Raw genomic sequence first — 24,809 nt, forward strand, 5'->3', positions numbered from 1 at the left:
CAAGTGACACAGCAAGTGACGAGAGCAACGTTCGATGAAGTAATGGTTCCTAACTATGCCCCCTCTGAAATCATTCCAGTACGCGGTGAAGGTTCTCGTGTATGGGACAAAGAAGGCAAGGAATATGTCGATTTTGCAGGCGGAATTGCCGTTACAGCATTAGGTCATTCTCACCCTACCTTAGTTAACGTAATGCGTGAACAAGCAGGTCAGCTTTGGCATTTAGCTAATGTAATGACCAATGAACCCGCTTTACGATTAGCAAAAAAATTGACCGAAAAAACATTTGCTGATCGAGTGTTCTTTGCAAACAGTGGTGGAGAAGCTAATGAAGCTGCATTTAAATTAGCTCGTCGTTACGCATTTGATCATTTCGGCCCAGAAAAACACGAAATCATCGCTTTTAATAAAGCCTTCCATGGTCGTACCCTATTTACAGTTTCTGTAGGCGGTCAAGCAAAATACAAAGAAGGTTTTGAGCCTACCCCTGGCGGCATAGCACATTGTGATTACAATGATATTGCGCAACTAAAAGCGCTTATATCAGATAAAACGTGTGCTGTCGTTATGGAGCCTATCCAAGGCGAAGGTGGCATCATCCCAGCAGACAAAGAGTTTGCGAAACAAGTTCGTGAATTGTGCGACAAGTACAACGCATTACTTGTTTTTGATGAAGTACAATCTGGCGTTGGTCGTACTGGCACTTTATATGCCTATGAACAACTTGGTGTGACACCAGACGTACTAACCACGGCAAAAGCATTAGGGAACGGTTTTCCTGTTGGCGCTATGCTTGCAACAGAAGCGGCAGCTAAAAGTCTGGCTTTTGGAACTCATGGTAGCACCTATGGTGGCAATCCAATGGCTTGTGCTATTGCTGAAGCTGTTATCGATATTATCGATACCCCTGAAGTTTTGAGTGGGGTAAATAAACGTCATGATTTATTTTTTGAAGGCTTAAAAACAATTAATGCAAAACATAATGTCTTCAAAGACATTCGTGGCATGGGCTTATTAATTGGCGCAGAAGTAGTTGATAGCCTTAGTGGTAAAGCAGCTATGTTTATGAAAGCAGCGGCTGAAGAAGGCCTGTTTGTTCTTGTCGCAGGACCTAACGTTTTACGTTTGGCTCCTTCTTTGATTATTCCAGAGACAGACATCACCGAAGGCCTTGTTCGCTTAGAGAGAGCCGTTATCAAAGTTCTAGCATCAGAAGCTGCGTAAAAGATAACCGATGAATGTTGTAAAAAAAGCTAGGCTTAGGCCTAGCTTTTTTTATGCATATATAAAAATCAGCCACATCATAAATAAGACGAATAACTTTATTACATGACAATTATCGTTTTTCTTACAGATTTCTTAAAAGTAGTTTGATTGTGATTATGCTACTACTGGTTTAAGCTCCAATGCATTGCTGTTAACAACTGAGTGTAAACGTTGTAACTTTACTCCTTCCAATCACTTAAAGAGAAACGACACTGTGTTTCAATCTTTCTTTCCAAAACCTAAACTATTTTTTATCAGCTTTGCTTTATGGGCGATTGCCTGCGTTCTTGGCTGGTATTTTATTGTTCAAGATCTTGGCGCCAACTTAAGCCTAGGTTCTTTATTCGGTATTTATTTTCCAGATGCATTAGCGGAAGGAGCAGATGATGCAGCCCTAGCAACGTTTGAAAGTTTATACAAAAGCGCATTAAATATTTGGCTCTATCAATACATGATGCTTTGTTATGCTATTTTCGTTGGTTCCTGGATTGCTTATGGCGGCCAAAAATGGGCAAAATGGTCCGTATTAGGCTCTGCATTAATTGTGTTTATCACTTGGTTTCAAGTCCAAGTTAGTGTCATGTTGAATGAATGGTACGGTAGTTTCTATGACCTTATTCAAAAAGCATTAGCTAGCCCAAACAGTATTCCATTATCTGATTACTATGCCCAGCTATCTACTGTAGCCGTCATTATTATGGTTGCCATCACCGTTTCTGTACTTAGTAACTTTTTTATTAGTCATTATGTATTTCGTTGGCGCACAGCTATGACAACATATTACACATCAAAGTGGACTCAAGTTCGTCATATTGAAGGGGCCTCACAACGTATTCAAGAAGACACTATGCGCTTTGCTTCTATTGTTGAAGGTTTAGGAGTCAGCTTACTTAGGTCTGTCATGACCTTAATTGCTTTTCTACCGATTTTATGGGGCTTATCTGGTTACGTAAAAGAACTTCCATTAATAGGTGAAGTACCTCAAGCACTCGTTTTCACAGCTATCATTTGGTCTATTTTCGGCACGTTATTACTCGCCTTAGCCGGCATCAAATTACCAGGGTTAGAATTTAAGAACCAACGTGTCGAAGCGGCTTATCGAAAAGAATTAGTTTACGGAGAAGACCATGCAGATCGTGCGGATCCAATCACTCTAAATGAGCTTTTTGCCAATGTGCGTGCAAATTACTTCCGTCTTTATGCAAACTATTTGTATTTTAATGTGGTTCGTTACGGTTACTTAAATGTTGGGCAATTCGTGCCACTGATTGTATTAGCTCCCTCAATTATTGCTGGCGCTTTTACATTAGGTGTAATGCAACGAGTCATGAATGCTTTTAACCAAGTTGAGAATTCGTTCCAATATTTAATCAATTCTTGGACAACTCTGGTTGAATTATTGTCTATTTATAAGCGACTTAAAGCATTCGAATCCGCTATTGATGATAAGCCTTTATTAGAAGAAAAGAGTTAATAAGATTAGACATAAAAAAAACCGTTAGAATAATATTCTAACGGTTTTTTTTATGTTCTGAGGAACGAGAAATTAACTCAATCAATATCAGACGTTAATATTGATATTCTGTCCAAGGTTATCCGTTGTTGCATGAGATCCTCTGCTTGCTGCAGGAGTAGCATTCTCAGTTGCACTAGCCAATAACTCTAAATCTTGTTGAGCTTGCTGCTGTTGAGCTGTTTTCGCTAAACTTGCACTGTATACTTCACTTGCGTAATCCATTGAGGGACCGCCACTGACTCCATTTACTTCCATCAATTTGTCTCCTCTTTATTATCTAGGATGAACTAACTTCAAATAACTATCATGTACCATGGCTTGATACTTAAATAAACTAATAAACAAAGTATAGCGCCAGACTGGTCATTTTACGACCATATTTTTGTAACTGGTTTTTTACTACTGTGTTTATTTGCAACCGAGATCCATTTTAAATAGTTTCGTCAGTTGCAAAATCTTCCCAGTAAAGGTTTATCAATTTTTGATCTGTAACCAAAGCATCATCTTGAATAACTCGTCCCTGTTGTTGCAAAGTTAATCTGTGTGTACGTCCTCGATAAAGTTTATAAGTGTCTATCATCTTGGCTGCTTTCTCTGCATTCAACAAACCGACCAAAGCTGCTGCCTCTAATTGACGAACATTATCCGAAAATTTCATGAGTTCTGGATACTTATAGGACCACGCCAATACTATGTACTGAACCATGAATTCAATGTCTATAATGCCACCAGCCCCCTGCTTAAGATCAAAGCCTTTCTCTTTCCCTCCAGTATCTAAGTGAGCACGCATTTTTTCACGCATCTTTATCACTTCTACTTTCAACTCTTTATGATCTCTAACAGAGGCAATAATTGTTTTCCGGCACTCTTCGAACTCAGCCAATAAATTCACATCTCCCGCTAATCCTCTAGAACGAGTGAGTGCTTGGTGCTCCCAAACCCAAGCCTCTTTTTGCTGATAATCACGAAACGCATCTATAGTCGTGACTAATAATCCAGAATTACCAGAAGGCCGTAAACGCATATCCACTTCATATAAACGCCCTGCACCGGTAAAACTAGTCATCATATGAATTAGTCGCTGACCAAGACGTGTATAGAAAGTTAAGTTATCAATACTTCTCTCTCCATCTGTACTGCCTGCTGATTGCGCACCATGAATAAAAACCAAATCTAAGTCAGAATCATAACCCAGCTCCCAACCGCCAGATTTCCCATAACCAATAATGGCCAATTGTGGTGTATAGGCGGCTTCATTTTGACTCACAGGAAAGCCATGTTTCTTCGTTAGGTAATACCAGGATTGTTGAAGAACTTGCTCTAGTAACACCTCAGCTAACCAAGTTAAGTGATCACTCACTTTCATAACTGGCAATAATTCTGTGATATCGCAAGCCGCAATTCGTAAAATAATAGAACGCCTAAACCGACGCATAGCGTCCATCTGAGCCTCTTCATCTTCTTCTGGAAGACGCAACAACACTTGCTTTAACTCTTCCTCCAGCATAATTTTGTCTGGAGGTGAAAATAACGTATCGGCATCCAACAACTCATCCAGTAATGCAGGGGTTGTCGAAATAGCTTGAGTAAACCACACACTTTCTCGACATAAACGAATAAGATGAGTTAATGCGGTTTGGTTTTCACACAATAAAACCAAATAGGCAGTGCGGCGTAAGACTGCTTCTAAAATAGGAAATACACGTTCAAGTACTAAGTCTGGATGAGATTCACTAGACAGTTTTGACATAAAAGCCGCTAAGAACACTGCCAAACGTTCATGCCCTATTGGCTGCATAAATATGACGGTTCTAGAATTAAGTAGTTGAGTAACCTTAGTTATTACTAACTCAACATCTTGCCAAGAAACACTATCGAGAGCATCAAAAATAGCACTTCTATCTTCTGGGGTTTTAATCAGCAGGCGCCACGTTTCTTGATGTTTTACTTCTTCTGAACTGTCTTCTCCGTCATCAATTAAATCAACAAAGAAAGCATGAACAGCATTACGCATTGTCCACAATCGATCATCTAATGCTTTCCAAGAAACAAAACCTACCAGTAATGCAATACGTGTTCGCGCAACATCATCTTCTGGTAATAGTTGAGTTTGCTCATCGTTTACGGCTTGCAGCGCATGCTCAGTTCGCCTCAATAATAAATAAGCATCACGCAGCATTGCTGTATCTTCAAGCGATAAATAATCTTGCTCAGCAAGATAAGGTAATACCGTAAGTAGAGAAGGGGTTTGTAAGCCTTGGTCACGGCCACCATGAAGAATTTGTAAAGCTTGCGCAATAAACTCTACTTCACGAATTCCACCCTCACCCAGTTTAATATTATGTTCAATTCCTTTGCGGCGGACTTCTTTTGCGATCATTTGTTTAAGATCGCGTAATGCACTAATCGCCCCAAAATCTAGGTACTTCCGATAGACAAAAGGTCTTCTTAACGCTTCAAATTCTTGAATATCTAGTTCACTACCAGACATAACCCGCGCTTTAATCATGGCGTATCTTTCCCAATCTCGCCCTTGGTCATGGTAGTAATTTTCAAGCGAATCCATGTTGAGAACCAAAGCACCAGACTGGCCAAAAGGGCGTAAACGCATATCAACACGGAAGACAAAACCGTCTGCAGTCACCTGATCTAGATGCTGAATTAACTTTTGTCCTAATTTAGTGAAATATTCTTGATGAGAAAGACTTTTCTTACCCCCTTGCGTATCCCCATGCTCTCGGTAAGCAAAAATCAAATCAATATCAGAAGACAAGTTCAGTTCATGACCACCTAGCTTCCCCATACCAATCACAATCATTGATTGTGATAATCCGTTACTGTCCAACGCCCTACCGTATAGCCCAAGGTAGTGTTGTTCTGACCATTGCAAGCTAGCGTTCACACAAGCATCGGCTAAACCACTCAGTCGATAGGTTAACTCCGTTAACGAAAGGCGTTGCTGTATATCTAATGCGATTAAACGCACCATCCACCATTGACGATACAGTCGTAAACGCTTAACAAAAGAAGGCTCATCAAAAGACGTCAACGCTGTTTGAGGGCATTGATCGGCTTCACAAGCAAAAAAGTCTTCGCCGGCAACCAAGGCTCGTGTAGAAGGTGCTTTAGGCAACTGATCTAATACTAGAAAGTCATCTAGCCAATGTGGAAAACGCACAAACTGTTGGTGTAAATAATCACTTAGTAGCCAAAGTGGCTCTAGCTCTGCTATTTGCTTTTTGTTTAATTCAGTAAGACTATGTCTCTCTCTTGCATTTTGAATATGCTCTAACAATAAAGAGCGAGTATTCAGCTGATCGCAAAACATAGGGTAACTAGGATTCAAGTTTGGCGGCGTCAAAGGGCTTTCCTTAAAAAAATATTATTTTTCACACAGGCACTTTGTAACAAAAGTAGCTTTTTAATTATTCTTGATCATGCGTTTTAAATCACGAGTGATCAAGAATGCTTTATCATTTATTAAGAAGGAACAGTTTGCTGGTTTAACCATTGACCTATAGTAAGCATAGCGAGCCCTACTTGCTTCATTCCAGCCAGTTTCTTAATCATTTCGCCTTCATCATCCATTAAACATAGGGATAATTCGTCATCTAAGCGTTCTAATTGTTTTTCCAATTTCTTAGGCAAATATTTCTGTAATTCGGCAATTGAATGACGCAGTGGCTGCAATAAAACTTCATCTTGCATGAAATGAATAGCCTCCCAATACACTAACCACACCTCATACCAATAGGAAGCAAGCTCGATATTATCGGTTGTATTAAGTGGTTTATTAGGAAATTCAATTTTTCCATATTTTAAACGCACACCTTTTTGTGCCTTGGACACGACACTTACCTGTACAGGGAGATTTTCTGCCAACTCTAGTGCAAAGTGATATAAACCAGCTTCATCACCTTCTTTCAATTCTAGTTCCAACTCACAAATAGTATCTTCGCCATAGGGAGAAGTGACTAAACCTTGGTCACAAACAACTTCCATTTTTGAGCCTTGGCTCTCGATATTCCAAACCTGCCGTTCAAAATCAGTTCGATACACCTCCAATAGTTGATCTTGCCACGACATATCCTCCAACTCATTAGGCAGTGGTACATCTTTAAATAAGGAAAAATCTAATTTATCGGAAGGAACAAGCCACTCCCACTCACCACGAGCATGCATACCAACACGATTACTACCTCGTGTTTTCACCGTTTGTATAAACTTGCCATTTACTGCACGAATACGTAAAGCCATACCAGCCTGCATTAAACTGGCATTTTCTGTATCGAAGTACGCATTCATAAGAGACAGTGTTGGCTGACGCTCATCAGTATCAGATAGAGCGCAAATACCATCAAGAAAGTCACTAGCGGACTTAAGATACTCAGCCTGAATCATTAATTTAAGCTCTAGCTCAATAGCCATAAAATATACACCTCAAAAACCTCAACTGTTGAGCAAACAGAAAAGAAAAAATATTATCCATACAAGTGTATCAGATGCCCTGCTTACAGTAGTAATATTAAGAATATGCCTCATATTTAAGGACCCTTTATGACTACACTTCCATCGTTGATAAGTATGATGTCTCAACTGATTGCTTCACCTTCTATTAGCTGTAGTCAACTAAGCTGGGATCAATCCAATAAAGGTGTCATTGAACTACTTGAAGGCTGGTTAAGTTCACAAGGTTTTCAATGTGAGATAATGCCTTTACCTAGCCAACCAAATAAATTTAATCTAATAGCGACGCTTGGTAGTGGTGACGGTGGACTCGTACTATCTGGACATACAGATACCGTACCCTACGATGAAGGCCGTTGGCAGTCAGATCCTTTTTCATTAGAAGAAAGAAATCAAAAACTCTACGGTTTGGGCAGCTGTGATATGAAAGGCTTTTTTGCCATAGTGCTAGACACTGTTCAGAAAATGCAGCTTTATAATCTCAAGCAACCCCTTATTGTTCTGGCTACAGCTGACGAAGAAAGCTCCATGGCTGGTGCTCGTGCATTAGTAGAGCAAGGTTCCTTAAAAGCCAGATACGCTTTAATTGGTGAGCCAACCTCTTTAACCCCCATTCATGCCCACAAAGGGATTATGATGGAACGCATTCAAGTCACCGGCCAAGCGGGACATTCTTCCAATCCAGCGTTAGGTAATAATGCATTGGATGCAATGCACGCAGTAATGTCAGAGTTAATGATGTTTCGTCAGCAACTTAAACATCAATATCGCGACGCAAATTTTATTATCGATTATCCTACAATGAATTTTGGCTGTATTCACGGTGGCGACAACCCGAATAGAATATGTGGACGCTGCGAACTAGAATTTGACCTTAGAGCACTGCCAGGTATGAGCAATCAAGCTCTAATGGCTGAAATTTCTCAGAGATTACCGAGCATTGAAGAAAAAACAGGTACAAAAATACAATTAAACAGCCTATTTCCAGATGTTCCGTCTTTTTATACACCCATAGAATCGGATATTATAAAAGCGTGTGAAGCCTTAACAAACCGCCAAGCAAGTACAGTAGCTTTTGCAACGGAGGGCCCTTTCTTAAATCAGATGGGAATAGAAACACTAATACTGGGACCTGGGTCAATAGACCAAGCACACCAACCAAACGAATTTATGGCGCTGGATCAAATCCAGCCTATGCAACAGGTAATACGCGGTTTAATCGAGCGTTTTTGCCTCCAACCACACGAACATAAAAACGAGGAATAGCGTGCCTGACGAACTAAATTATGTGGACTGGTTCCGCCACTCTTCCCCCTATATAAATGCCCATAGGGGAAAAACCTTTGTCATACTAATTCCTGGCGAAGCAATTGAGTGTGCCCATTTTTCAAGCATCATTCATGACTTAGCCCTGTTGGATTCATTAGGAATTCGCTTGGTTTTAGTACAAGGTGCAAGACCACAAATTAACGAAATTTTGTCAAGCCGACGCTTTAAAAGCCAAGTTGAAGATGATTATCGAGTTACACCTCAAGATCAGTTACTTGATGTTATTCAAGCATCCGCTGCCGTACGAGTTCAACTTGAAGCAAAACTTTCTATGGGGTTACCAAATACACCTATGGATGGTGCTCGCCTAAAGGTCTGTAGTGGTAACTACGTTATTGCAAGACCATTAGGTGTTGTTGACGGCATTGATTATGGCCATACAGGTGAAGTTCGCCGTATTGACTCTGAAGCTATTTTTCGCCTTCTTGAAGACGACAATATGGTGCTATTGCCTCACCTTGGTTTTTCACCGACTGGGGAAGTTTTTAACCTTAAAAGCGAAGACGTAGCCATTCAAGCGGCTATTCAGTTAAAAGCGGACAAGCTGGTTATTTTTTCAGAAGAAGAAGGCATATTTAAGAGTAATGGTGAACTTTATTCTGAATTACTAACAAAAGACGCCGATGTGATACTGAAAGAAAAAACATTAAGCAGCATTACTCACGCAGCCTTAGATGCGTGCGTACAAGCTGTACGTCAAGGCGTACCTAGGGCACATTTAATATCTTACAATGATAATGGTGGTTTACTGAGAGAGCTCTTCTCACGCGAAGGCTCAGGCACCATGATCGACGAGGATAGCTATGAAAAATTACGCCCTGCTCATATAGATGATGTTGGCGGAATGATGGCTCTGTTAACGCCATTAGAAGAAAAAGGTGTTTTGGTAAGACGCTCACGAGAACTATTAGAAAACGAAGTCGATCGCTTTATCGTAATTGAGCGTGACAGTGCCATTGTTGCCTGCGCTGCACTTTACCCGTTTGAGCAAGAGAATGCTGGCGAGCTTGCTTGCCTAGCCGTTTCACCAGATTATCGTGGATCAAATAGAGGGGAACGCCTACTAAAAGGAATTGAGCAAGCAGCAAAGGCACAGAATTTATCAACGTTATTTCTGTTAACAACAAGAACAGCCCATTGGTTTATTGAACGCGGCTTTAGCGAAACTACATTGGCGAGCTTACCAACGAAAAAACAAGCGCTTTATAACTACCAACGTAACTCTAAAATATTCTCAAAAATACTTTAATATATAAAAGAATAACGTAGATAGATTTGTAGTTAATTGGTTACCTATTAATACATAAAAAAAGCAGCCTATAGGCTGCTTTTTTACTATTACTTTTTTTATATGTTTATTCCATGATTTTGAATGGAATAAACATCGGATAACCTTGTCTAATCACTCTCATTGGCACAGAGCGACCATTCGGAATATCTTTAGCTATTTCTGTAAAATCTGAAACGCTTTTAATGTGTTTGCCATTTAACATAGTGATGACATCACCTTGCTGCAAACCATTACGCGCAGCAGTTCCACCAATTACCTGTTCAATGACAACACCATTATCAATATCAAACTCTTTTGCCATTTCTTCAGGTATATCACCCACTATCATGCCAAGACGATTTTGATCTTGTTTAGATTCCGCCAACACTTTCGGGTCATTAGGTATTGCTTCCAATGTCACCGTAATTGTCTGCTCTTTACCGTCTCGATAGACTTTTGCATCAATTTCATCACCGGCTTTCATTTGCCCTACGACATAAGGTAGCTCACCAGAGTGCTCAATACTTTCCCCATTAAACGTCATAATGATATCGCCAGATTTCAAACCTGATTTCTCTGCAGGTGAATCAGGTAATACACGACTGATTAGAGCACCACTTGATCGGTCCAAACCAAACGATTCGGCAAGATCATTACTCACATCTTGAATTAACACACCCAGCCAAGCTCTAGAAACCTTACCATCTGTTTTCAGTTGATCAACAACTGACATAGCCACTTTAGAAGGGATAGCAAAAGACACCCCCATAAAGCCGCCAGAACGGGTGTAGATTTGAGAGTTAATACCGACCACTTCACCGTCTAGATTAAATAAAGGACCACCTGAATTACCAGGGTTAATAGCTACGTCTGTCTGGATAAAAGGCACATAACTATCAGAGGGTAAGTTACGACCCGTTGCACTTACAATCCCCGCCGTTACGGTATAATCAAAACCAAATGGAGAACCTATTGCCAGTACCCATTGCCCTGGTTTCAATTTGTCAGAATCGCCCATTTTCACAATCGGCAACTCATCCGCATCGATTTTCAATAAAGCTAGATCAGTTCTAGGATCAGTACCCACCAATGTTGCGACGTATTCACGACGATCACTTAAGCGCACATGTATAATATCAGCGCCGTCAATTACATGATTATTCGTTAATATGTAGCCATCATGGGAAATAATAAAACCTGATCCCAATGAACTCCGTTGTTGCTCTCCTTGTTCTGGAGCATTTCTTCCAAAAGGTTGTTGACCAAAAAAGTGCTTAAAGAATTCATTAAGCTCTTCACTATTTGGTCCCAATTGCTGTCCACTTTGACTCGATGTCCTAGTGGTAACCGTTTGCTCTGTGCTGATGTTCACAACAGCAGGAGAAGCTTCGTCAACCAACTCTGTAAAGTCAGGAAGCGAAGTTGCATGAGAAAGCATTGAAGCCATCATAAAAGTACTGATAGCAACTATACTGACTTGTTTAAGCCATCTGTTCATTGATTGGTCTCCTTAAGATATACCAAGTTCATTACAGTGCCAGGTGAAGATAATTAATCACTTATACAGTCGTAGCCAAAGGTATTTGGCTACCTTTTTGTGATTCAATTCTGAGAATTTTTGGATAGTAATCAAGATTGTTCATTTCTTGTTTTGACTTATTTCGTGCCAACAACAAACCACCAGAAAACCCTATAATAGAGAAAATAACAGCCACGCCAGACACACCACCCCATAACGAAGGAAGAACGGCACCGCCAACCAAACCTAATAATGGAATCATATACATCCACACAGAGGCTTGTAGCAAGGTATCTTCAGGAATACCGACAACGACTTTCTGTCCGACTTCCACAGTTAAGGGGTCAATCGCTCGCATTCTCATACGATTTGCAGAAGACACTTGAGCGATAGCATGATGACCACACCCATGACGAGCACGACAAGAAGTACAACTGCTGGTACGTATGGTTTCTACGTCAGCAAAGCCCTCTTCAATCGATAATACTCTTCCGGTTTCTTCAATCATTTTGTTACCTTAATAGCATTAGAGCCTTGGCATCAATACTGTCATCAATTTTTCTATGGTGGCTTCCGGTACTTCACCGACCATGGTCAACAAGTAGAACTGATCGCCTACTTTAAAGCTACGTTCGCCTGCAATCGTCGCGCCCATGCTCAACATAGACATAGCTTTGACTTGTAACGTTGGCTCTACAAAAACCGACACGGTCGCCATTCCATCAGATAACAGCAACATACTGGTACCGTGATTCAAAGAGCGTGCTTCCGGCCATACAAGAGCGAAACCTTCTGGTAGCCAATCAAAGTGCCATAGACTTTTAATCCGCCTTGGCTGCGGTTCAATAATAGACTCCAAGTAACTCCCTTTTTTGGGGACAAAGTCATCATGTTTCAAGGCAGGAGAAAAATTAACAGAGGTAAATTGAATACGTTCAAGCAGCTTGCCGTCCGCTCGTATCATGTCATGCTTTAATAAAAAATGATTTTCTTTATCTAACCAAAACTCATGACCATAACGATAAGCATCTTTTGGGATAAGCTTAATAACGGTTGCGTCACGCCCTGCAATACGACGACCATGAGAATCCACAACCATCTCATAGCCTTTCATTAAACGGTCACTTTCGACTTCTTTTAACCGTTTAAAAAGTGGCTTCAATGGTGGTTGCATATTAGCGACTAATTCATTGGGATAAACACAAATGATTTTGTCATCAATACGTAACACTTCAATTTTATCACCATCCAAATCCACCAAACTTTCATATTCGACGCCACCCATTGAATCTCGACGGATCCGCATGCTGTTCATGTGCATTGATTCAGAATGAACAAATACACCATCATAGCTTAAAGTTGAAAATGACTGACTCATATAGCGAAGTAGTTGCAATGCTTCCGGTGTCGAATTACTCGCTATAACATTACCAGCAACAATCAGACTGAATGCGATTAATAAAGTACGTAATGGTAAGAATAATGCCATAAATTACTCTTTCACCGGATAACTAACGACACGAGCCATAGGAATCATACCTTGCCCTACCGTCATTGATGCTTGTTCCGCATGCTGGCGTAGGTAGTTTTGTAATCTAACATTATCCACCTGCGGTCTATCTTTTTTTAACTCTGCCAATGATATAACAGCATTATTCGTTGCAGGAGACTGGACATCTGCGATTACATTAAGGCTTGCTGCGTCTGGTGTTAATACTACATTACCACCCAGAATGACCAAAAAGGTAACACTCGCAGCGACAGCGACACTGGAAAACATTATCTTCCAAGCCGGTCGGGAAGCTTTTACATTCGCCTTCTCAGACGGAAAAACAAAAGGAATAAGATTATTGTCAGCGCTTACGCTTTCATTAGCCAAGTCTTCTGCTTCAATTTTCGCACGAATACCCAAAACCAGACTGTCTTCAAGCCCGACAGCTACCTTTGAGTCTTTATGCAATGTTTGCTGTATTAGATGAAAGCTTTCTAGCTGACGACTTAACTCGCCGCTGTCTGCGTTTAATAAGTACTCCACATCTTTTTGAGTCGCTTCGCCATCAAACATCGCAGACAAACTGGAACACTTATCTAAGGAATGATCGTTTAAAGCAGCCATGATTACTCTCCTGCATCCATTAATGGATGTATATGCTTTTCTACCGCTTCTCGAGCCCGAAAAATTCTCGATCGGACTGTCCCAACAGGACAATCCATAATTAAAGAAATATCTTCGTAACTTAAGCCATCGAATTCACGCAAAGTTAATGCGCTACGTAGTTCTTCAGGTAAATTTTTGATTGCTTGATTAATTGATTCTTCAAGCCGGTCACTGTTTAATTTTGCTTCAGGTGTCGCAATGTCAGTCAAAGATTCATACACACTAAAAACATCTTCGTTATCAAGCTCCACATCCGACTCTGGTGGACGACGTGAACGACTCACTAAGTAGTTTTTGGCGGTATTAACAGCAATACGATATAGCCAGGTATAAAAAGCGCTTTCTCCACGAAAGCTGCCTATCGCGCGATATGCTTTGATAAAACTTTCTTGCGCTATATCTAACGCTTCGCTTCTATCTTGAACATAACGCCCAATTAACCCGATGACCTTATATTGGTATTTGACAACCAACAAATCGAAAGCCCGCTTGTCACCCTGCTGTACTTTTTCAACTAACGCCTGATCAGAAGACGTTTCGGGTTGCATAGGCACCTCATATTAAAACCTTAATTGTCTGTGCCCTTTTTCATTATAAGAGAAGACAACAATCAACTTGGTGAGTTCCCGCACCATGTCACCAAATTATCAATTTAGAGAAATTATGCCTTATTCTAAAGAAAAATACGGTGAATATTCAAAATATGCCGCCATAAAGTATTCACTATTCATCAACAACAATAGTAACATTGATGCTTCAGTCACTAATTAGATTAATACAATGAGTCGACACTATCAGCACGACATTGTCATTATTGGCGCAGGTGCAGCAGGACTAACACTTGCACTTGAGTTAGCGAATCACCACCGTGTAGCTATTTTGACGAAAGCCGACATTCGAGAAGGCTCCACTTTATATGCTCAAGGCGGTGTTGCGGCGGTATTGTCTGATAAAGACACAATCAACTCTCATATTAATGACACTATTGATGCTGGTGTTGAGCTTGGCGACCCTGATGCAATACGCTTTACAGTTGAACATTCCAAAGAAAGCATCGACTGGCTAATCGATCAAGGTGTTCCTTTTACTCGAAACAATGACAATGAAGAATATCATTTAACAAAAGAAGGTGGTCACAGTCACAGACGCATCATTCACAGCGCGGACGCAACTGGCAGAGCCATTTCAAAAACATTAATTCAAAACGCAAGCAATCACTCCAACATTGAATTTTTCCCAGACCGAGTTGCCATAGATATTGTTACTACAAAAAAATTAGGCATTTCAGGCCCAAATCGTGCTGTTGGTGTTTATGCACTAAATTTGGACGATGACGTTATAGAGGTATTTCATGGCGGATTTGTGTCTTTGGCGTGTGGCGGCAGCAGCAAAGTTTACCTTTATACAAGTAACCCTGACACTGCATCGGGTGACGGTATTGCTATGGCTTGGCGAGCAGGTTGTCGAGTTGCTAACATGGAATTTAATCAATTCCACCCTACTTGTTTGTACGACGCGAAAGCTAAAACCTTTTTAATCTCGGAAGCAGTTCGCGGAGAAGGCGGTAAACTGTTGTTGCCTGATGGCTCTCAATTTATGTCGAAGTTTGATCATCGTGCTGAATTAGCGCCTCGTGACATTGTCGCCAGAGCCATTGACCATGAAATGAAGCGTTTGGGTATACATCATGTTCTCTTAGACATTTCCCATAAAGACGAAGGCTTTATTAAAGAACACTTTCCAACCATTTATAAGCGCTGCTTAGAATATGGTCATGACATGACAAAAGACCCAATCCCTGTAGTGCCAGCCGCTCATTACACTTGTGGTGGTGTTGTGGTAAATCAACACAGTTCAACAGACATTGAAAATCTTTATGCCATTGGTGAAACCGCTTATACAGGATTGCATGGCGCAAACCGTCTAGCGAGTAACTCCTTGTTAGAGTGTATTGTATTCGCTCGATCCGCAGCTCAGGATATTTTAGACAAACATCATGACATGGGCTTAATTGAAATTCCTGATTGGGATGAAAGTAAAGTTACCAACTCAGATGAAGATGTTGTTATTACGCATAATTGGCAAGAGCTAAGACGCTTCATGTGGGATTATGTTGGCATTGTCAGAACCGACAAGCGACTTCTGCGAGCAAAACACCGAGTAGATTTATTACTGTCCGAAATTCAAGAGTTCTACACCAACTATAAAGTGTCTAATGATTTACTCGAATTACGTAATTTGGCCATGGTTGCCGATTTAATCATACGTTCAGCCATGTCTAGAAAAGAAAGCCGTGGGCTGCATTTCACGTTGGATTACCCCAATAAAGAGGAATCAAGTTCACCAACAATATTAACGCCAAAGATCACTGAGTAAACATTTTACTCAAAACGTTTTTTTGCTTCTTCACTGCGGTGCAGTAAGATCTGCTGAGCTGCAAAAGAACGTAATATATTATATTGATCCTTAGAAACACTGTCGAAAAAAATCACTCTATATGCAGGCCAAAACCTACTAAATAAATTAGGTTTATCGAGCATAGTCGCAATTAACTGAATACTATTCGCTCGCACAAACAACAACCTTTTGTACTGTCCGTTTTCAAACAAAAAAGCGCCTTGCTCATCAATTCCAATTTTCTGCCTCAAGCCACGCCGAGCTCTTACAACACTATAAAATAATGATAAAAGCCCAACTATTCCTGCAAACAAAAACAAAAATGCCCGCAAAAAAGCGGGCATCCAATAAAGCTGAAACAATGCGGCATAACACAGAGCAATTAATACCCACAACAAAATGCCAACCTTAGAAAGCTTAAGGTCTGTCGTTTTTAGTCTGAACACGAGTCACTATAATCTTAACAATACATGCAAGATCTGGGTCTTGTGGAACCTCTGTTTGCATTAACCAAAGAAAAAGATCTTGGTCCTCACACTCAATCAAGGTGTAAAAACGAGCCTTATCCTCATCATCCAATGTTAAAAAAACATCATTAATAAATGGCTCCAGTAGTAAGTCTAATTCCAACATACCACGACGACAATGCCACTTTAGGCGCTTAAAACTTAATGAATCTACTGTTTCTTTCATGAAATAACCTTATAAGTGAACTAGGCTTATTATAACGAATTAAGTTATTAAAACGAAAACGACTTAATTGAATTTTCTGATCCTTATCAGATAAAGCCTTATTAGACAACAAGATAACAAATTAACACAAAACAGGAACAAGTATTATATTGACACTATTTTCCAATGATTAGTTAAATATGAACAAAATAGTACATATATTGGCTATTTATGTATTAACAGGTCAATTATGACATAGCCTATATTACTCTACACTTGGTGACGAATTACCGAGCACTTAGGTAAAACTTTATAAAAACAAATAACTCCAAACAGGGAGACACCTATGAAAAGCCTTACCAAAACAACCCTTGCTTGCGCAGTATCTATCAGTGCTGCAATGTCAGCTGCTAGTGCTTTCGCAGAAACCCAAATCACAGTGGCTACTGTAAACAACGGCCACATGATCGAAATGCAAAAACTAACTCCAGAGTTTGAAAAAGCTAACCCAGACATCAAAGTCAAATGGGTTACTTTGGAAGAAGGTATATTGCGTCAAAACGTTACCCAGGATATAGCTAATAAAAGTGGACTTTATGACGTAATGACAATTGGTATGTACGAAGCGCCTATTTGGGGCGATCGCGGTTGGTTGACTCCAATCGACGTTAGCGGTTCTTATGACGCTAATGACATCCTACCATCTATCCGTCAAGGTTTATCTCATGAAGGAACTTTATACGGCGCACCATTTTACGGCGAAAGTTCAATGGTTATGTACCGTAAAGATCTAGTGAAGAATGCAGGAATGACAGTAAGTGATCGTGACAGCTGGGAGCACATCCGTGATGTTGCTGCTGCTGTACACAACCCAAGTGAAGGCGTTTATGGTATTTGTTTGCGCGGTAAAGCTGGCTGGGGTGACAACATGGCACTTATGACAACAATCGCCAACTCATTTGGCGCTCGTTGGTTTGATGAAGACTGGAAACCTCAACTAGAGTCAAAAGAATGGAAACAAGCTGTTACTTTCTACGTTGACCTTTTGAGTAAATATGGCCCTCCAGGTTCAAGTAGTAACAGCTTCAATGAAAGCTTAGCGTTATTCAACGAAGGCAAATGTGGTATGTGGATTGATGCTACAATTGCAGCGTCTTTCGTAACAGACCCATCACAAAGTAAAGTAGCTGACCAAGTAGGCTTCGCACAGTCTCCTATCAGCGTAACAGACAAAGGGGCTAACTGGCTTTGGTCTTGGTCTCTAGCGATTCCAGCTGCGACTAAGAAAGCAGAAGCTGCACAAACGTTTGTTCGTTGGGCGACATCTAAAGAGTACATTCAACTAGTGGGTGAAACTAATGGTTGGGCTGCCGTACCTACAGGTACGCGAGCAAGTACTTATGCTAATCCTAAGTTCCAAAAAGCCGCTATTTTTGCTGATGCCGAGCTAAAAGCAATTAACTCTGCTGATCCAACCGATAGCACACTGAAACCATCTCCTTATGTTGGTGTTCAGTTCGCTGCTATTCCTGAGTTCCAAGCAATTGGCACAACGGCAGGTCAAATGATTTCAGGCGCTCTAGCTGGATCAATGACAGTGGATCAAGCATTGAAATCTGCTAACACCTCAGCAGACCGTCAGATGCGTCAAGCAGGTTATTACTAACCTTAATTGACAAAGAAATAGGGCTTTCGTGGCCCTATTTCTTATTTCTAATTCTCTCTCTGAGAGTGAACATCCTTGCTTATAATAAGAGACACATAACATGAAGCGCTCAATCACTCGCTTATTAATGGCGCCGTCTGTCATCCTACTTTTGGTTTGGATGATCATACCTTTGTCCATGACCATTTACTTTTCTACAATACGCTACAACTTATTGTACCCAGGTCAAAATAATTTCGTCGGTTTGATGAACTTTGAATTTTTCATCACTGATCCAGGCTTCATACCTGCTGTGGCTAATACATTAATACTGCTGCTGTCAGTACTAATTATCACAGTTGTTTTAGGCGTTATATTATCTGCCTTAATTGATAAGCCTTTTTTCGGACAAGGTATTGTCCGTGTTTTGTTAATTTCCCCTTTCTTCATCATGCCAACGGTTAACGCCTTAATTTGGAAAAATATGATGATGAATCCGGTGTATGGCATATTTGCTTGGATATCAAACTCATTGGGATTTGAACCCATTGATTGGCTGTCTTCATACCCCTTAATGTCCGTGATCATAATGGTAAGCTGGCAATGGCTCCCTTTTGCCATTTTAGTTTTTGTGACCGCACTTCAGTCCCAAGATACTGAACAAAAAGAAGCAGCCCAAATGGATGGAGCGACAGGTTTTCATATTTTCCGCTACTTAACTATTCCACATCTAGCACGTCCAATTGCCGTTGTGGTGATGATAGAAACTATTTTCCTACTGGCCGTTTTCGCCGAGATTTTTGTCTCTACAGGTGGTGGTCCAGGATACGACAGTACAAACTTAGCCTATTTAATTTATAACCAAGCCCTTCTTCAATATGACGTTGGTGTGGCTTCTGCTGGTGGTTTGTTTGCAGTATTGCTTGCCAATATAGTGGCCTTTTTCTTAATTCGTGCCGTTGGCAAAAACCTAACGGTGTGAGGTGAATACGATGACTCTTAATCAACAACGTAAGCTCAAAACCATTATGACCGGCCTGTTCGCATGGACGATTGCATTGGTGTTATTTTTCCCAATTTTTTGGATGTTTATTACTTCATTTAAAACAGAGCTACAGGCAATATCTGTACCGCCTGCGCTTTTCTTTGAACCCACTCTGGATAATTTTCGAGTTGTTCAAGAACGGAGTGATTACATTCATCACGCTCTAAACTCTGTTATCACCTCATTTGGTGCAACAATCCTTGCTCTAATCATTGCTATTCCAGCGGCTTATTCAATGGCGTTTTTCCCGGGTAAGCGTACGAAGGATATTCTTCTTTGGATGCTCTCAACGAAAATGCTTCCAGCTGTTGGTGTATTAGTTCCTATTTACATTTTATGTAGAGATTATGGATTACTGGACTCACGTACGGCTCTAATCATTATTTTCACCCTAATGAACCTGCCAATTGTGGTCTGGATGCTTTTCTCTTATTTTAAAGATTTACCAAAAGAAATTTTAGAAGCTGCCAGAATGGATGGCGCGACGCCTTGGGATGAAGTGGTTAAAGTTGTTTTACCGCTATCTGTTGGTGCAATTTCATCCACAGCCCTATTGTCTATCGTTCTTTGTTGGAACGAAGCGTTTTGGTCACTCAACTTAACCGCGTCGGAAGCCGCACCGCTCACAGCAATGATTGCCTCATACTCAAGCCCTGAAGGCTTATTTTGGGCAAAACTTTCTGCTGCATCTACATTAGCGTGTGCTCCAATCGTAATTTTCGGTTGGTTCTGTCAAAAACAATTGGTTCAAGGCCTTACATTCGGCGCCGTAAAATAATTATTAGGAAGCGTTCACATGACATATTTAAAAATTACAGACTTACAAAAGCACTACGATAGCTACCATGCACTTAGAGGCATTAACCTTTCTATTACTGAAGGTGAATTTGTCGTCTTCGTTGGGCCATCTGGCTGTGGTAAATCAACATTATTACGTACTATTGCAGGTCTTGAATCCAGTAATGGTGGAACAATTGAACTAGACGGTCGAGACATTACCGAATTAGCTTCATCAAAGCGCGACTTAGCAATGGTGTTCCAGTCTTACGCGTTATACCCACACATGACAGTAGCTGATAACCTATCGTTTGCACTTCGACTTGCAAAAATACCAGACGCAGAAATTCAAGAAAAAGTCCGCTCAGTATCTGCTTCATTGCAACTTGACCCATTATTAGAGCGTAAACCAAAAGAACTATCTGGTGGTCAACGTCAGCGTGTGGCAATTGGCCGCGCGATTGTTCGTCAACCAAAAGTCTTTTTGTTCGATGAACCACTGTCTAATCTAGATGCAGCACTACGCGTACAAATGCGTTTAGAGCTCGCTCGTTTGCACAAAAAACTTGGTACTACAATGGTTTATGTAACACATGACCAAGTTGAAGCGATGACACTCGCAGACCGTGTTGTCATCTTAAACGCAGGCCAAATAGAACAAGTAGGCACACCACTTGAACTTTACCGTAAACCAAACAGCCGTTTTGTGGCTGAGTTTATTGGCACCCCAAAAATGAATCTAATTCCTGCCGATAAGATTACTCACAAAGAAGACGAATTCATTTTTGATTTGTTTGGCCATACGATTCACTTCCCTGCAAACCGCATTAAAGGTGAACAACCTGATAGCGTGATTGTCGGCATTCGCCCCGAGCACTTAAGTTTGGTTGCAGAAAATGGCGACCTAACTGGCCGTATTGAATTGGTGGAGCACTTAGGCTCTGAAGCATATGCGCACATTCAACTACAGAATGATCAAACAATCATTGTAAAAGCGGGTGCTCGTACCGAGCTTAAAGATGGCCAGGAAGTGCACATCAACGTTGATGTACAGGAAATTATTCTGTTCAACAACAAAGATCAAGTGATCTCTGTGATTCCAGAGGAAGCATAATATGGCAAACCATCTACAGGCTTCTCTCAATAAAGAACAACTTTCTGCTCAAGATTATCAGAAAGAAACTATACAAGCTGGCGTTGTTCATTTGGGTGTTGGAGCTTTTCACCGAGCCCATCAGGCGGTTTACTTTGATCGCTTACTGGCCCACAAAAATGAGCAAAAATGGGGAATTATTGGCGTTAATATTCGCCCGCAAGACAGTGAAGCATTCTTTCGTTTCACCAAGCAAGACGGTGAATATGTATTGAAAACCATGGCCGCTGATGGCGCGACGAATTACGAACACATTCGCTCAATCGTTAAACAAATTGATGGCGCTACAGCACCTCAGGAAGTTGACAACACACTAGCAGATGCAAGCATTCAATTAGTAACCTCCACAGTAACAGAAGGTGGATACTACCTTGATGAAAATCGTACTTTAATGTTAGATCACCCAGCAATAAAAGCCGATGTAGAAGGAGCAAGAAACACTCTTTATGCTTTTCTATATACAGGTCTTAAACTGCGCAGTGAGACATCAAAAGCTAAAATTACGCTTTTATGTTGCGACAACCTTCGCCACAATGGCGCGCTATTAAAAACGGGATTAATGCAATTCCTAGTTGCAAAAGAAGACTTAGTATTAGCCAGTTGGGTCAAAGAAAATGTGTCTTTTCCCTGCTCTATGGTTGATCGCATTACACCAAAACCAAGCCAACAACATGTAGATGATGTGCAAGCGCGTTTCGGGATTGATGACGAAATGACGGTAATGGGTGAAGACTTTATTCAATGGGTTGTAGAAGACGATTTTGCTGGCGAAAAACCTTCTCTTGATTTAGTCGGCGTGCAATTTGTTGATCTAGTTGACCCTTTTGAAGAAGCGAAAATCCGTATATTAAACGCAGGTCATACTTGCATCACTTACCAGGCGGCTTTAAAAGGCTTAACTTATTTTGATGAAGCAATGCGAGACCCTGAATTAAGCCAGTATTTTACTGACTTTATTATGCAAGATTCGATTCCAGCCATTGGTGATTCTGTAGTTGATTTACCTGTTTATTCAAAGGTAATTGGCCAGCGTTTTAGCAATTCTAACATTGGCGATACCGTAGAACGTATCTGTGGTGATGGTTACGCTAAATTTCCAATTTTTGTCTATCCTACTTTGGAAGGTATTTATCGAAAAGGCGGCACACCGAATAAAACAATTCAAGGCATTGCAAGCTGGTTTACATTTTTTCAGCTATCAAACCAAGGCAAGCTTAGCATTCAATACCATGAGCCAAATAAAGCAGAAATGACTGGTTTTAGTAATGACGAAATTGGTATTCAAGCTTTTACAACTGACAGCTTTTTATGGGGAAGCATCCCTAAAGAGTTTCCTGCTTTTGTAGATCAACTGACTCAAGCAATCCATATCAGTATGGCAAAATATGGCTAGGTAAGTTACCTTGCTCAAGAAGTACATCGTGATTCACTTCACTTTTACTTCTTGAGCTTATTATCTCAAAAATAAGAATAAAGCAGCAAGATGAGATGAATACTAATGATGTCTTCATCTTAACCAGTCGATGCGAGAAACTACTATGCCAAATACAGCTAAACGCATTACCCCAGAATACGAACTTGTAAATGAAAATGAGACCATTCGATACTTAGAACACGGCTATCCAAGTGAACTTATACGTTGGCATGCTCACGATGACTACGAATTACACTTCATAGTAGCGACATCAGGCAAGGTATTTGTAGGTGACTTCATTGGTAACTATTATCCTGGCCAACTTATTTTAACCGGTCCGAGACTTCCGCATAATTGGGTTTGTCAAAACGACCAATCAGCAGTTGAAACCAGAGACATGGCCATTCGCTTTGACCATGAATCCTTTTCGATTGGTATGAAGATTATTCCTGAGTTAGCTGAAATAATTCCAATGCTAACCAAGGCAAAATCAGGTATTGAATTTCTTGATTTCGACCAAGACTATTTAACTGAAATATTTCAAAACGTAAGGGATTCCAGTGGTTTATCAAGATTGATGATAGCTTTACCATTACTACAAAAATTAGCTACAACACCTAATTATCGCTTACTATCAACCGTTCAAATTGATTTAAAATCCAACGAAACCTTGCAACGAAAGATAAATACTGTAGTTGATCATGTCACTCAGAACTACAATCAAGACATTACACTTTCCAGCGTTGCTGGCTTAATTGGTATGTCTGATAGTCATTTCTCACGTTTTTTCAAAAAAGCGACAGGCAATCGTTTTATTGAGTTTGTTAATCGTGTTCGAATCAGTCGTGCTTGTAGCCTATTAACAGAAACAGATCAACAAATCGCAACCATTTGTTTTCAAGTTGGTTTTAATAATGTTGCTAATTTCAATCGTAGATTTCATGAGTTAAAAGGAGTCACACCAAGAGATTTTCGAACTCAAAGCAATATTCATATAGAAGGCTCTATGACTATTCGCCACTAAAGTAAGTCCTCAAACTTAAGTAAAAACCATTCGAATTAGTAATAAATCTTGAAGAAGCACTGCTAACAATTTTATTGATCGCAGTGCTTTTTTGTTTTCATACAACAAATTAAAGGCATAATTAGGTTAGATGAATTGAAAACACACAAAAAGCCATTACTGATAGACTACCTCTTCAAGCATAACTGCGACTTTTTATGGAAATGACCTTATGACCTCACCTTACAACACAATAACTTCGTCATTGCAGGGCAAAACCGCCACAGCAAGATTGCAAAATATTGGGATTTTACGCGTCACAGGTGTTGATGCTAAAAAGCTTCTACAAGGTCAAATAACGTGTGATATTAATAATCTGTCTTCCCATAACGGTTTATATGGTGCCATATGTAACATCAAGGGACGCATTATTTCGAGCTTTTATATTGTCCAAAAGGACGATGATATTCTCATGCTAATGACTAAAGATTTGGTTGAAACCACATTATCGCATTTAAAAAAGTACGCTGTATTTTTTAAAACAACGCTGATTAATGATAACGAGGTGTTCCATATCTATGCTCGAATGACACTCAATAACATGGACATTGTCCCAGAGCAGTTATCAGAGACACTGCCTATCACCTGTGAAAACAAAGTGTTTTCTATGACACTTAGTCATTATCCAGTAGATACTCAATTACTAATTAGTGATCCTGAAGACCTATCAATTAAAGAAGAAAACCAAGAACTGATCGCACTATCAGCTTTGGCTGCTCGCCCTATTATTACTCAAGCGCAGAGTGAAACATTTTTACCTCAATGGCTGAATATGCAGCGTACAGGTGGTATTAGCTTTACAAAGGGGTGTTATACTGGACAAGAAATTGTGGCCCGTATGCAATACAGAGGGAAGTCTAAAAAGCAGTTAGCTCTGTTTCAATGGAAAGGTACTCTTGATATAACAAAAGAGATCGTGGATGATCAAAGCAAAAACATCGGCAATATTTTCGCCGTTACCAATGTTCAAGACATACAACTAGCGCAAGTCATCTTAAACATTGATCCAAGTGAAACTGAACATTTTTTCCTAGATAGTAGAGAGATTTCGATACTCCCGCTGCCCTACTCATTAGGAGCTATAAAATAAAATACTTTTATAAAAAAGGGCGTTCTAT

At 40.3% G+C, this 24,809-nt stretch carries 22 protein-coding genes; 12 read left to right on the top strand and 10 right to left on the bottom strand.

From position 1 onward, the window contains the following. Positions 1-3: 3 nt before the first annotated feature. The gene (locus IF202_RS15180; protein WP_191595755.1) at positions 4-1,224 is read left to right on the top strand and encodes an aspartate aminotransferase family protein; all 1,221 of its coding nucleotides are present in this window, start codon (positions 4-6) and stop codon (positions 1,222-1,224) included. A gap of 256 nt (positions 1,225-1,480) precedes the next feature. After that, positions 1,481-2,740, top strand: coding sequence for a peptide antibiotic transporter SbmA (gene sbmA, locus IF202_RS15185; protein WP_191595756.1), 1,260 nt, complete (start codon positions 1,481-1,483; stop codon positions 2,738-2,740). Positions 2,741-2,827: 87 nt separating this feature from the next. On the opposite strand, the gene IF202_RS15190 is transcribed toward sbmA, so the two are convergent. The 3 genes from IF202_RS15190 to IF202_RS15200 form a co-directional block, all read right to left on the bottom strand. Further along, on the bottom strand, positions 2,828-3,037 hold the full coding sequence (locus IF202_RS15190) for a hypothetical protein (RefSeq protein WP_191595757.1): 210 nt from the start codon (positions 3,035-3,037) through the stop codon (positions 2,828-2,830). A gap of 175 nt (positions 3,038-3,212) precedes the next feature. Then, the gene (gene glnE / locus IF202_RS15195; protein WP_191595758.1) at positions 3,213-6,143 is read right to left on the bottom strand and encodes a bifunctional [glutamate--ammonia ligase]-adenylyl-L-tyrosine phosphorylase/[glutamate--ammonia-ligase] adenylyltransferase; all 2,931 of its coding nucleotides are present in this window, start codon (positions 6,141-6,143) and stop codon (positions 3,213-3,215) included. A gap of 119 nt (positions 6,144-6,262) precedes the next feature. Beyond that, positions 6,263-7,210 carry a CYTH domain-containing protein gene (locus IF202_RS15200; RefSeq protein WP_191595759.1) on the bottom strand — a complete coding sequence of 316 codons (948 nt, stop codon included), beginning with the start codon at positions 7,208-7,210 and terminating at the stop codon, positions 6,263-6,265. Between the two features lie 129 nt (positions 7,211-7,339). On the opposite strand from IF202_RS15200, the gene argE reads away from it, so the two are divergent. Beyond that, positions 7,340-8,515 carry an acetylornithine deacetylase gene (argE, locus tag IF202_RS15205; protein ID WP_191595760.1) on the top strand — a complete coding sequence of 392 codons (1,176 nt, stop codon included), beginning with the start codon at positions 7,340-7,342 and terminating at the stop codon, positions 8,513-8,515. A gap of 1 nt (position 8,516) precedes the next feature. Next, positions 8,517-9,827: an amino-acid N-acetyltransferase gene (argA, locus tag IF202_RS15210; RefSeq protein WP_191595761.1), complete on the top strand. Its 1,311-nt coding sequence runs from the start codon at positions 8,517-8,519 to the stop codon at positions 9,825-9,827. A 106-nt stretch (positions 9,828-9,933) separates the two neighbouring features. On the opposite strand, the gene IF202_RS15215 is transcribed toward argA, so the two are convergent. From IF202_RS15215 to rpoE, 5 genes are all read right to left on the bottom strand, one after another. After that, a complete protein-coding gene (locus IF202_RS15215) occupies positions 9,934-11,346 on the bottom strand; it encodes a DegQ family serine endoprotease (protein WP_191595762.1) in 1,413 nt (470 codons plus the stop codon). 61 nt (positions 11,347-11,407) lie between these two features. Further along, positions 11,408-11,875 (bottom strand): SoxR reducing system RseC family protein, encoded by a 468-nt coding sequence (locus IF202_RS15220; RefSeq protein ID WP_191595763.1) that lies wholly within the window; start codon positions 11,873-11,875, stop codon positions 11,408-11,410. A gap of 18 nt (positions 11,876-11,893) precedes the next feature. Beyond that, entirely contained in the window at positions 11,894-12,856 is a 963-nt protein-coding gene (locus tag IF202_RS15225) for a MucB/RseB C-terminal domain-containing protein (RefSeq protein WP_191595764.1), read from the bottom strand. 3 nt (positions 12,857-12,859) lie between these two features. Further along, positions 12,860-13,483, bottom strand: a complete 624-nt coding sequence (locus IF202_RS15230; protein WP_191595765.1) for a sigma-E factor negative regulatory protein — start codon at positions 13,481-13,483, stop codon at positions 12,860-12,862. 2 nt (positions 13,484-13,485) lie between these two features. Beyond that, positions 13,486-14,073, bottom strand: coding sequence for an RNA polymerase sigma factor RpoE (gene rpoE, locus IF202_RS15235; protein ID WP_191595766.1), 588 nt, complete (start codon positions 14,071-14,073; stop codon positions 13,486-13,488). 232 nt (positions 14,074-14,305) lie between these two features. On the opposite strand from rpoE, the gene nadB reads away from it, so the two are divergent. Next, positions 14,306-15,901 (top strand): L-aspartate oxidase, encoded by a 1,596-nt coding sequence (nadB, locus tag IF202_RS15240; RefSeq protein WP_191595767.1) that lies wholly within the window; start codon positions 14,306-14,308, stop codon positions 15,899-15,901. A gap of 5 nt (positions 15,902-15,906) precedes the next feature. On the opposite strand, the gene IF202_RS15245 is transcribed toward nadB, so the two are convergent. Continuing rightward, positions 15,907-16,266: a hypothetical protein gene (locus tag IF202_RS15245; protein ID WP_191595768.1), complete on the bottom strand. Its 360-nt coding sequence runs from the start codon at positions 16,264-16,266 to the stop codon at positions 15,907-15,909. 73 nt (positions 16,267-16,339) lie between these two features. Continuing rightward, on the bottom strand, positions 16,340-16,615 hold the full coding sequence (locus IF202_RS15250) for an FAD assembly factor SdhE (RefSeq protein WP_191595769.1): 276 nt from the start codon (positions 16,613-16,615) through the stop codon (positions 16,340-16,342). A 325-nt stretch (positions 16,616-16,940) separates the two neighbouring features. Between IF202_RS15250 and IF202_RS15255 the strand changes: the two genes are divergently transcribed. The 7 genes from IF202_RS15255 (at position 16,941) to ygfZ (ending at position 24,781) form a co-directional block, all read left to right on the top strand. Further along, entirely contained in the window at positions 16,941-18,260 is a 1,320-nt protein-coding gene (locus IF202_RS15255; RefSeq protein ID WP_191595770.1) for an ABC transporter substrate-binding protein, read from the top strand. Between the two features lie 100 nt (positions 18,261-18,360). Continuing rightward, the gene (locus tag IF202_RS15260) at positions 18,361-19,221 is read left to right on the top strand and encodes a carbohydrate ABC transporter permease (protein ID WP_191595771.1); all 861 of its coding nucleotides are present in this window, start codon (positions 18,361-18,363) and stop codon (positions 19,219-19,221) included. Between the two features lie 10 nt (positions 19,222-19,231). Beyond that, positions 19,232-20,062 (top strand): carbohydrate ABC transporter permease, encoded by an 831-nt coding sequence (locus IF202_RS15265; protein ID WP_191595772.1) that lies wholly within the window; start codon positions 19,232-19,234, stop codon positions 20,060-20,062. An 18-nt stretch (positions 20,063-20,080) separates the two neighbouring features. After that, the gene (locus tag IF202_RS15270) at positions 20,081-21,175 is read left to right on the top strand and encodes an ABC transporter ATP-binding protein (protein WP_191595773.1); all 1,095 of its coding nucleotides are present in this window, start codon (positions 20,081-20,083) and stop codon (positions 21,173-21,175) included. A gap of 1 nt (position 21,176) precedes the next feature. After that, complete coding sequence (locus IF202_RS15275; RefSeq protein WP_191595774.1) at positions 21,177-22,607, top strand: mannitol dehydrogenase family protein; 1,431 nt, start codon at positions 21,177-21,179, stop codon at positions 22,605-22,607. 145 nt (positions 22,608-22,752) lie between these two features. Further along, positions 22,753-23,652 carry an AraC family transcriptional regulator gene (locus IF202_RS15280; protein ID WP_191595775.1) on the top strand — a complete coding sequence of 300 codons (900 nt, stop codon included), beginning with the start codon at positions 22,753-22,755 and terminating at the stop codon, positions 23,650-23,652. A 211-nt stretch (positions 23,653-23,863) separates the two neighbouring features. After that, positions 23,864-24,781: a CAF17-like 4Fe-4S cluster assembly/insertion protein YgfZ gene (gene ygfZ / locus IF202_RS15285; protein WP_191595776.1), complete on the top strand. Its 918-nt coding sequence runs from the start codon at positions 23,864-23,866 to the stop codon at positions 24,779-24,781. Positions 24,782-24,809 lie beyond the last annotated feature (28 nt).

The organism is Marinomonas colpomeniae, assembly GCF_014803385.1.
Lineage (GTDB): Bacteria > Pseudomonadota > Gammaproteobacteria > Pseudomonadales > Marinomonadaceae > Marinomonas > Marinomonas colpomeniae.

What these genes read in the sequence shown, in the direction of transcription:
- IF202_RS15190 (WP_191595757.1), bottom strand. Translation starts at nt 3,037, where the DNA reads ATGGAAGTAAATGGAGTCAGTGGCGGTCCCTCAATGGATTACGCAAGT.
- IF202_RS15200 (WP_191595759.1), bottom strand. Translation starts at nt 7,210, where the DNA reads ATGGCTATTGAGCTAGAGCTTAAATTAATGATTCAGGCTGAGTATCTT.
- argE (WP_191595760.1), top strand. Translation starts at nt 7,340, where the DNA reads ATGACTACACTTCCATCGTTGATAAGTATGATGTCTCAACTGATTGCT.
- IF202_RS15215 (WP_191595762.1), bottom strand. Translation starts at nt 11,346, where the DNA reads ATGAACAGATGGCTTAAACAAGTCAGTATAGTTGCTATCAGTACTTTT.
- IF202_RS15220 (WP_191595763.1), bottom strand. Translation starts at nt 11,875, where the DNA reads ATGATTGAAGAAACCGGAAGAGTATTATCGATTGAAGAGGGCTTTGCT.
- IF202_RS15225 (WP_191595764.1), bottom strand. Translation starts at nt 12,856, where the DNA reads ATGGCATTATTCTTACCATTACGTACTTTATTAATCGCATTCAGTCTG.
- IF202_RS15230 (WP_191595765.1), bottom strand. Translation starts at nt 13,483, where the DNA reads ATGGCTGCTTTAAACGATCATTCCTTAGATAAGTGTTCCAGTTTGTCT.
- rpoE (WP_191595766.1), bottom strand. Translation starts at nt 14,073, where the DNA reads ATGCAACCCGAAACGTCTTCTGATCAGGCGTTAGTTGAAAAAGTACAG.
- nadB (WP_191595767.1), top strand. Translation starts at nt 14,306, where the DNA reads ATGAGTCGACACTATCAGCACGACATTGTCATTATTGGCGCAGGTGCA.
- IF202_RS15245 (WP_191595768.1), bottom strand. Translation starts at nt 16,266, where the DNA reads ATGCCCGCTTTTTTGCGGGCATTTTTGTTTTTGTTTGCAGGAATAGTT.
- IF202_RS15250 (WP_191595769.1), bottom strand. Translation starts at nt 16,615, where the DNA reads ATGAAAGAAACAGTAGATTCATTAAGTTTTAAGCGCCTAAAGTGGCAT.
- IF202_RS15255 (WP_191595770.1), top strand. Translation starts at nt 16,941, where the DNA reads ATGAAAAGCCTTACCAAAACAACCCTTGCTTGCGCAGTATCTATCAGT.
- IF202_RS15260 (WP_191595771.1), top strand. Translation starts at nt 18,361, where the DNA reads ATGAAGCGCTCAATCACTCGCTTATTAATGGCGCCGTCTGTCATCCTA.
- IF202_RS15265 (WP_191595772.1), top strand. Translation starts at nt 19,232, where the DNA reads ATGACTCTTAATCAACAACGTAAGCTCAAAACCATTATGACCGGCCTG.
- IF202_RS15270 (WP_191595773.1), top strand. Translation starts at nt 20,081, where the DNA reads ATGACATATTTAAAAATTACAGACTTACAAAAGCACTACGATAGCTAC.
- IF202_RS15275 (WP_191595774.1), top strand. Translation starts at nt 21,177, where the DNA reads ATGGCAAACCATCTACAGGCTTCTCTCAATAAAGAACAACTTTCTGCT.
- IF202_RS15280 (WP_191595775.1), top strand. Translation starts at nt 22,753, where the DNA reads ATGCCAAATACAGCTAAACGCATTACCCCAGAATACGAACTTGTAAAT.
- ygfZ (WP_191595776.1), top strand. Translation starts at nt 23,864, where the DNA reads ATGACCTCACCTTACAACACAATAACTTCGTCATTGCAGGGCAAAACC.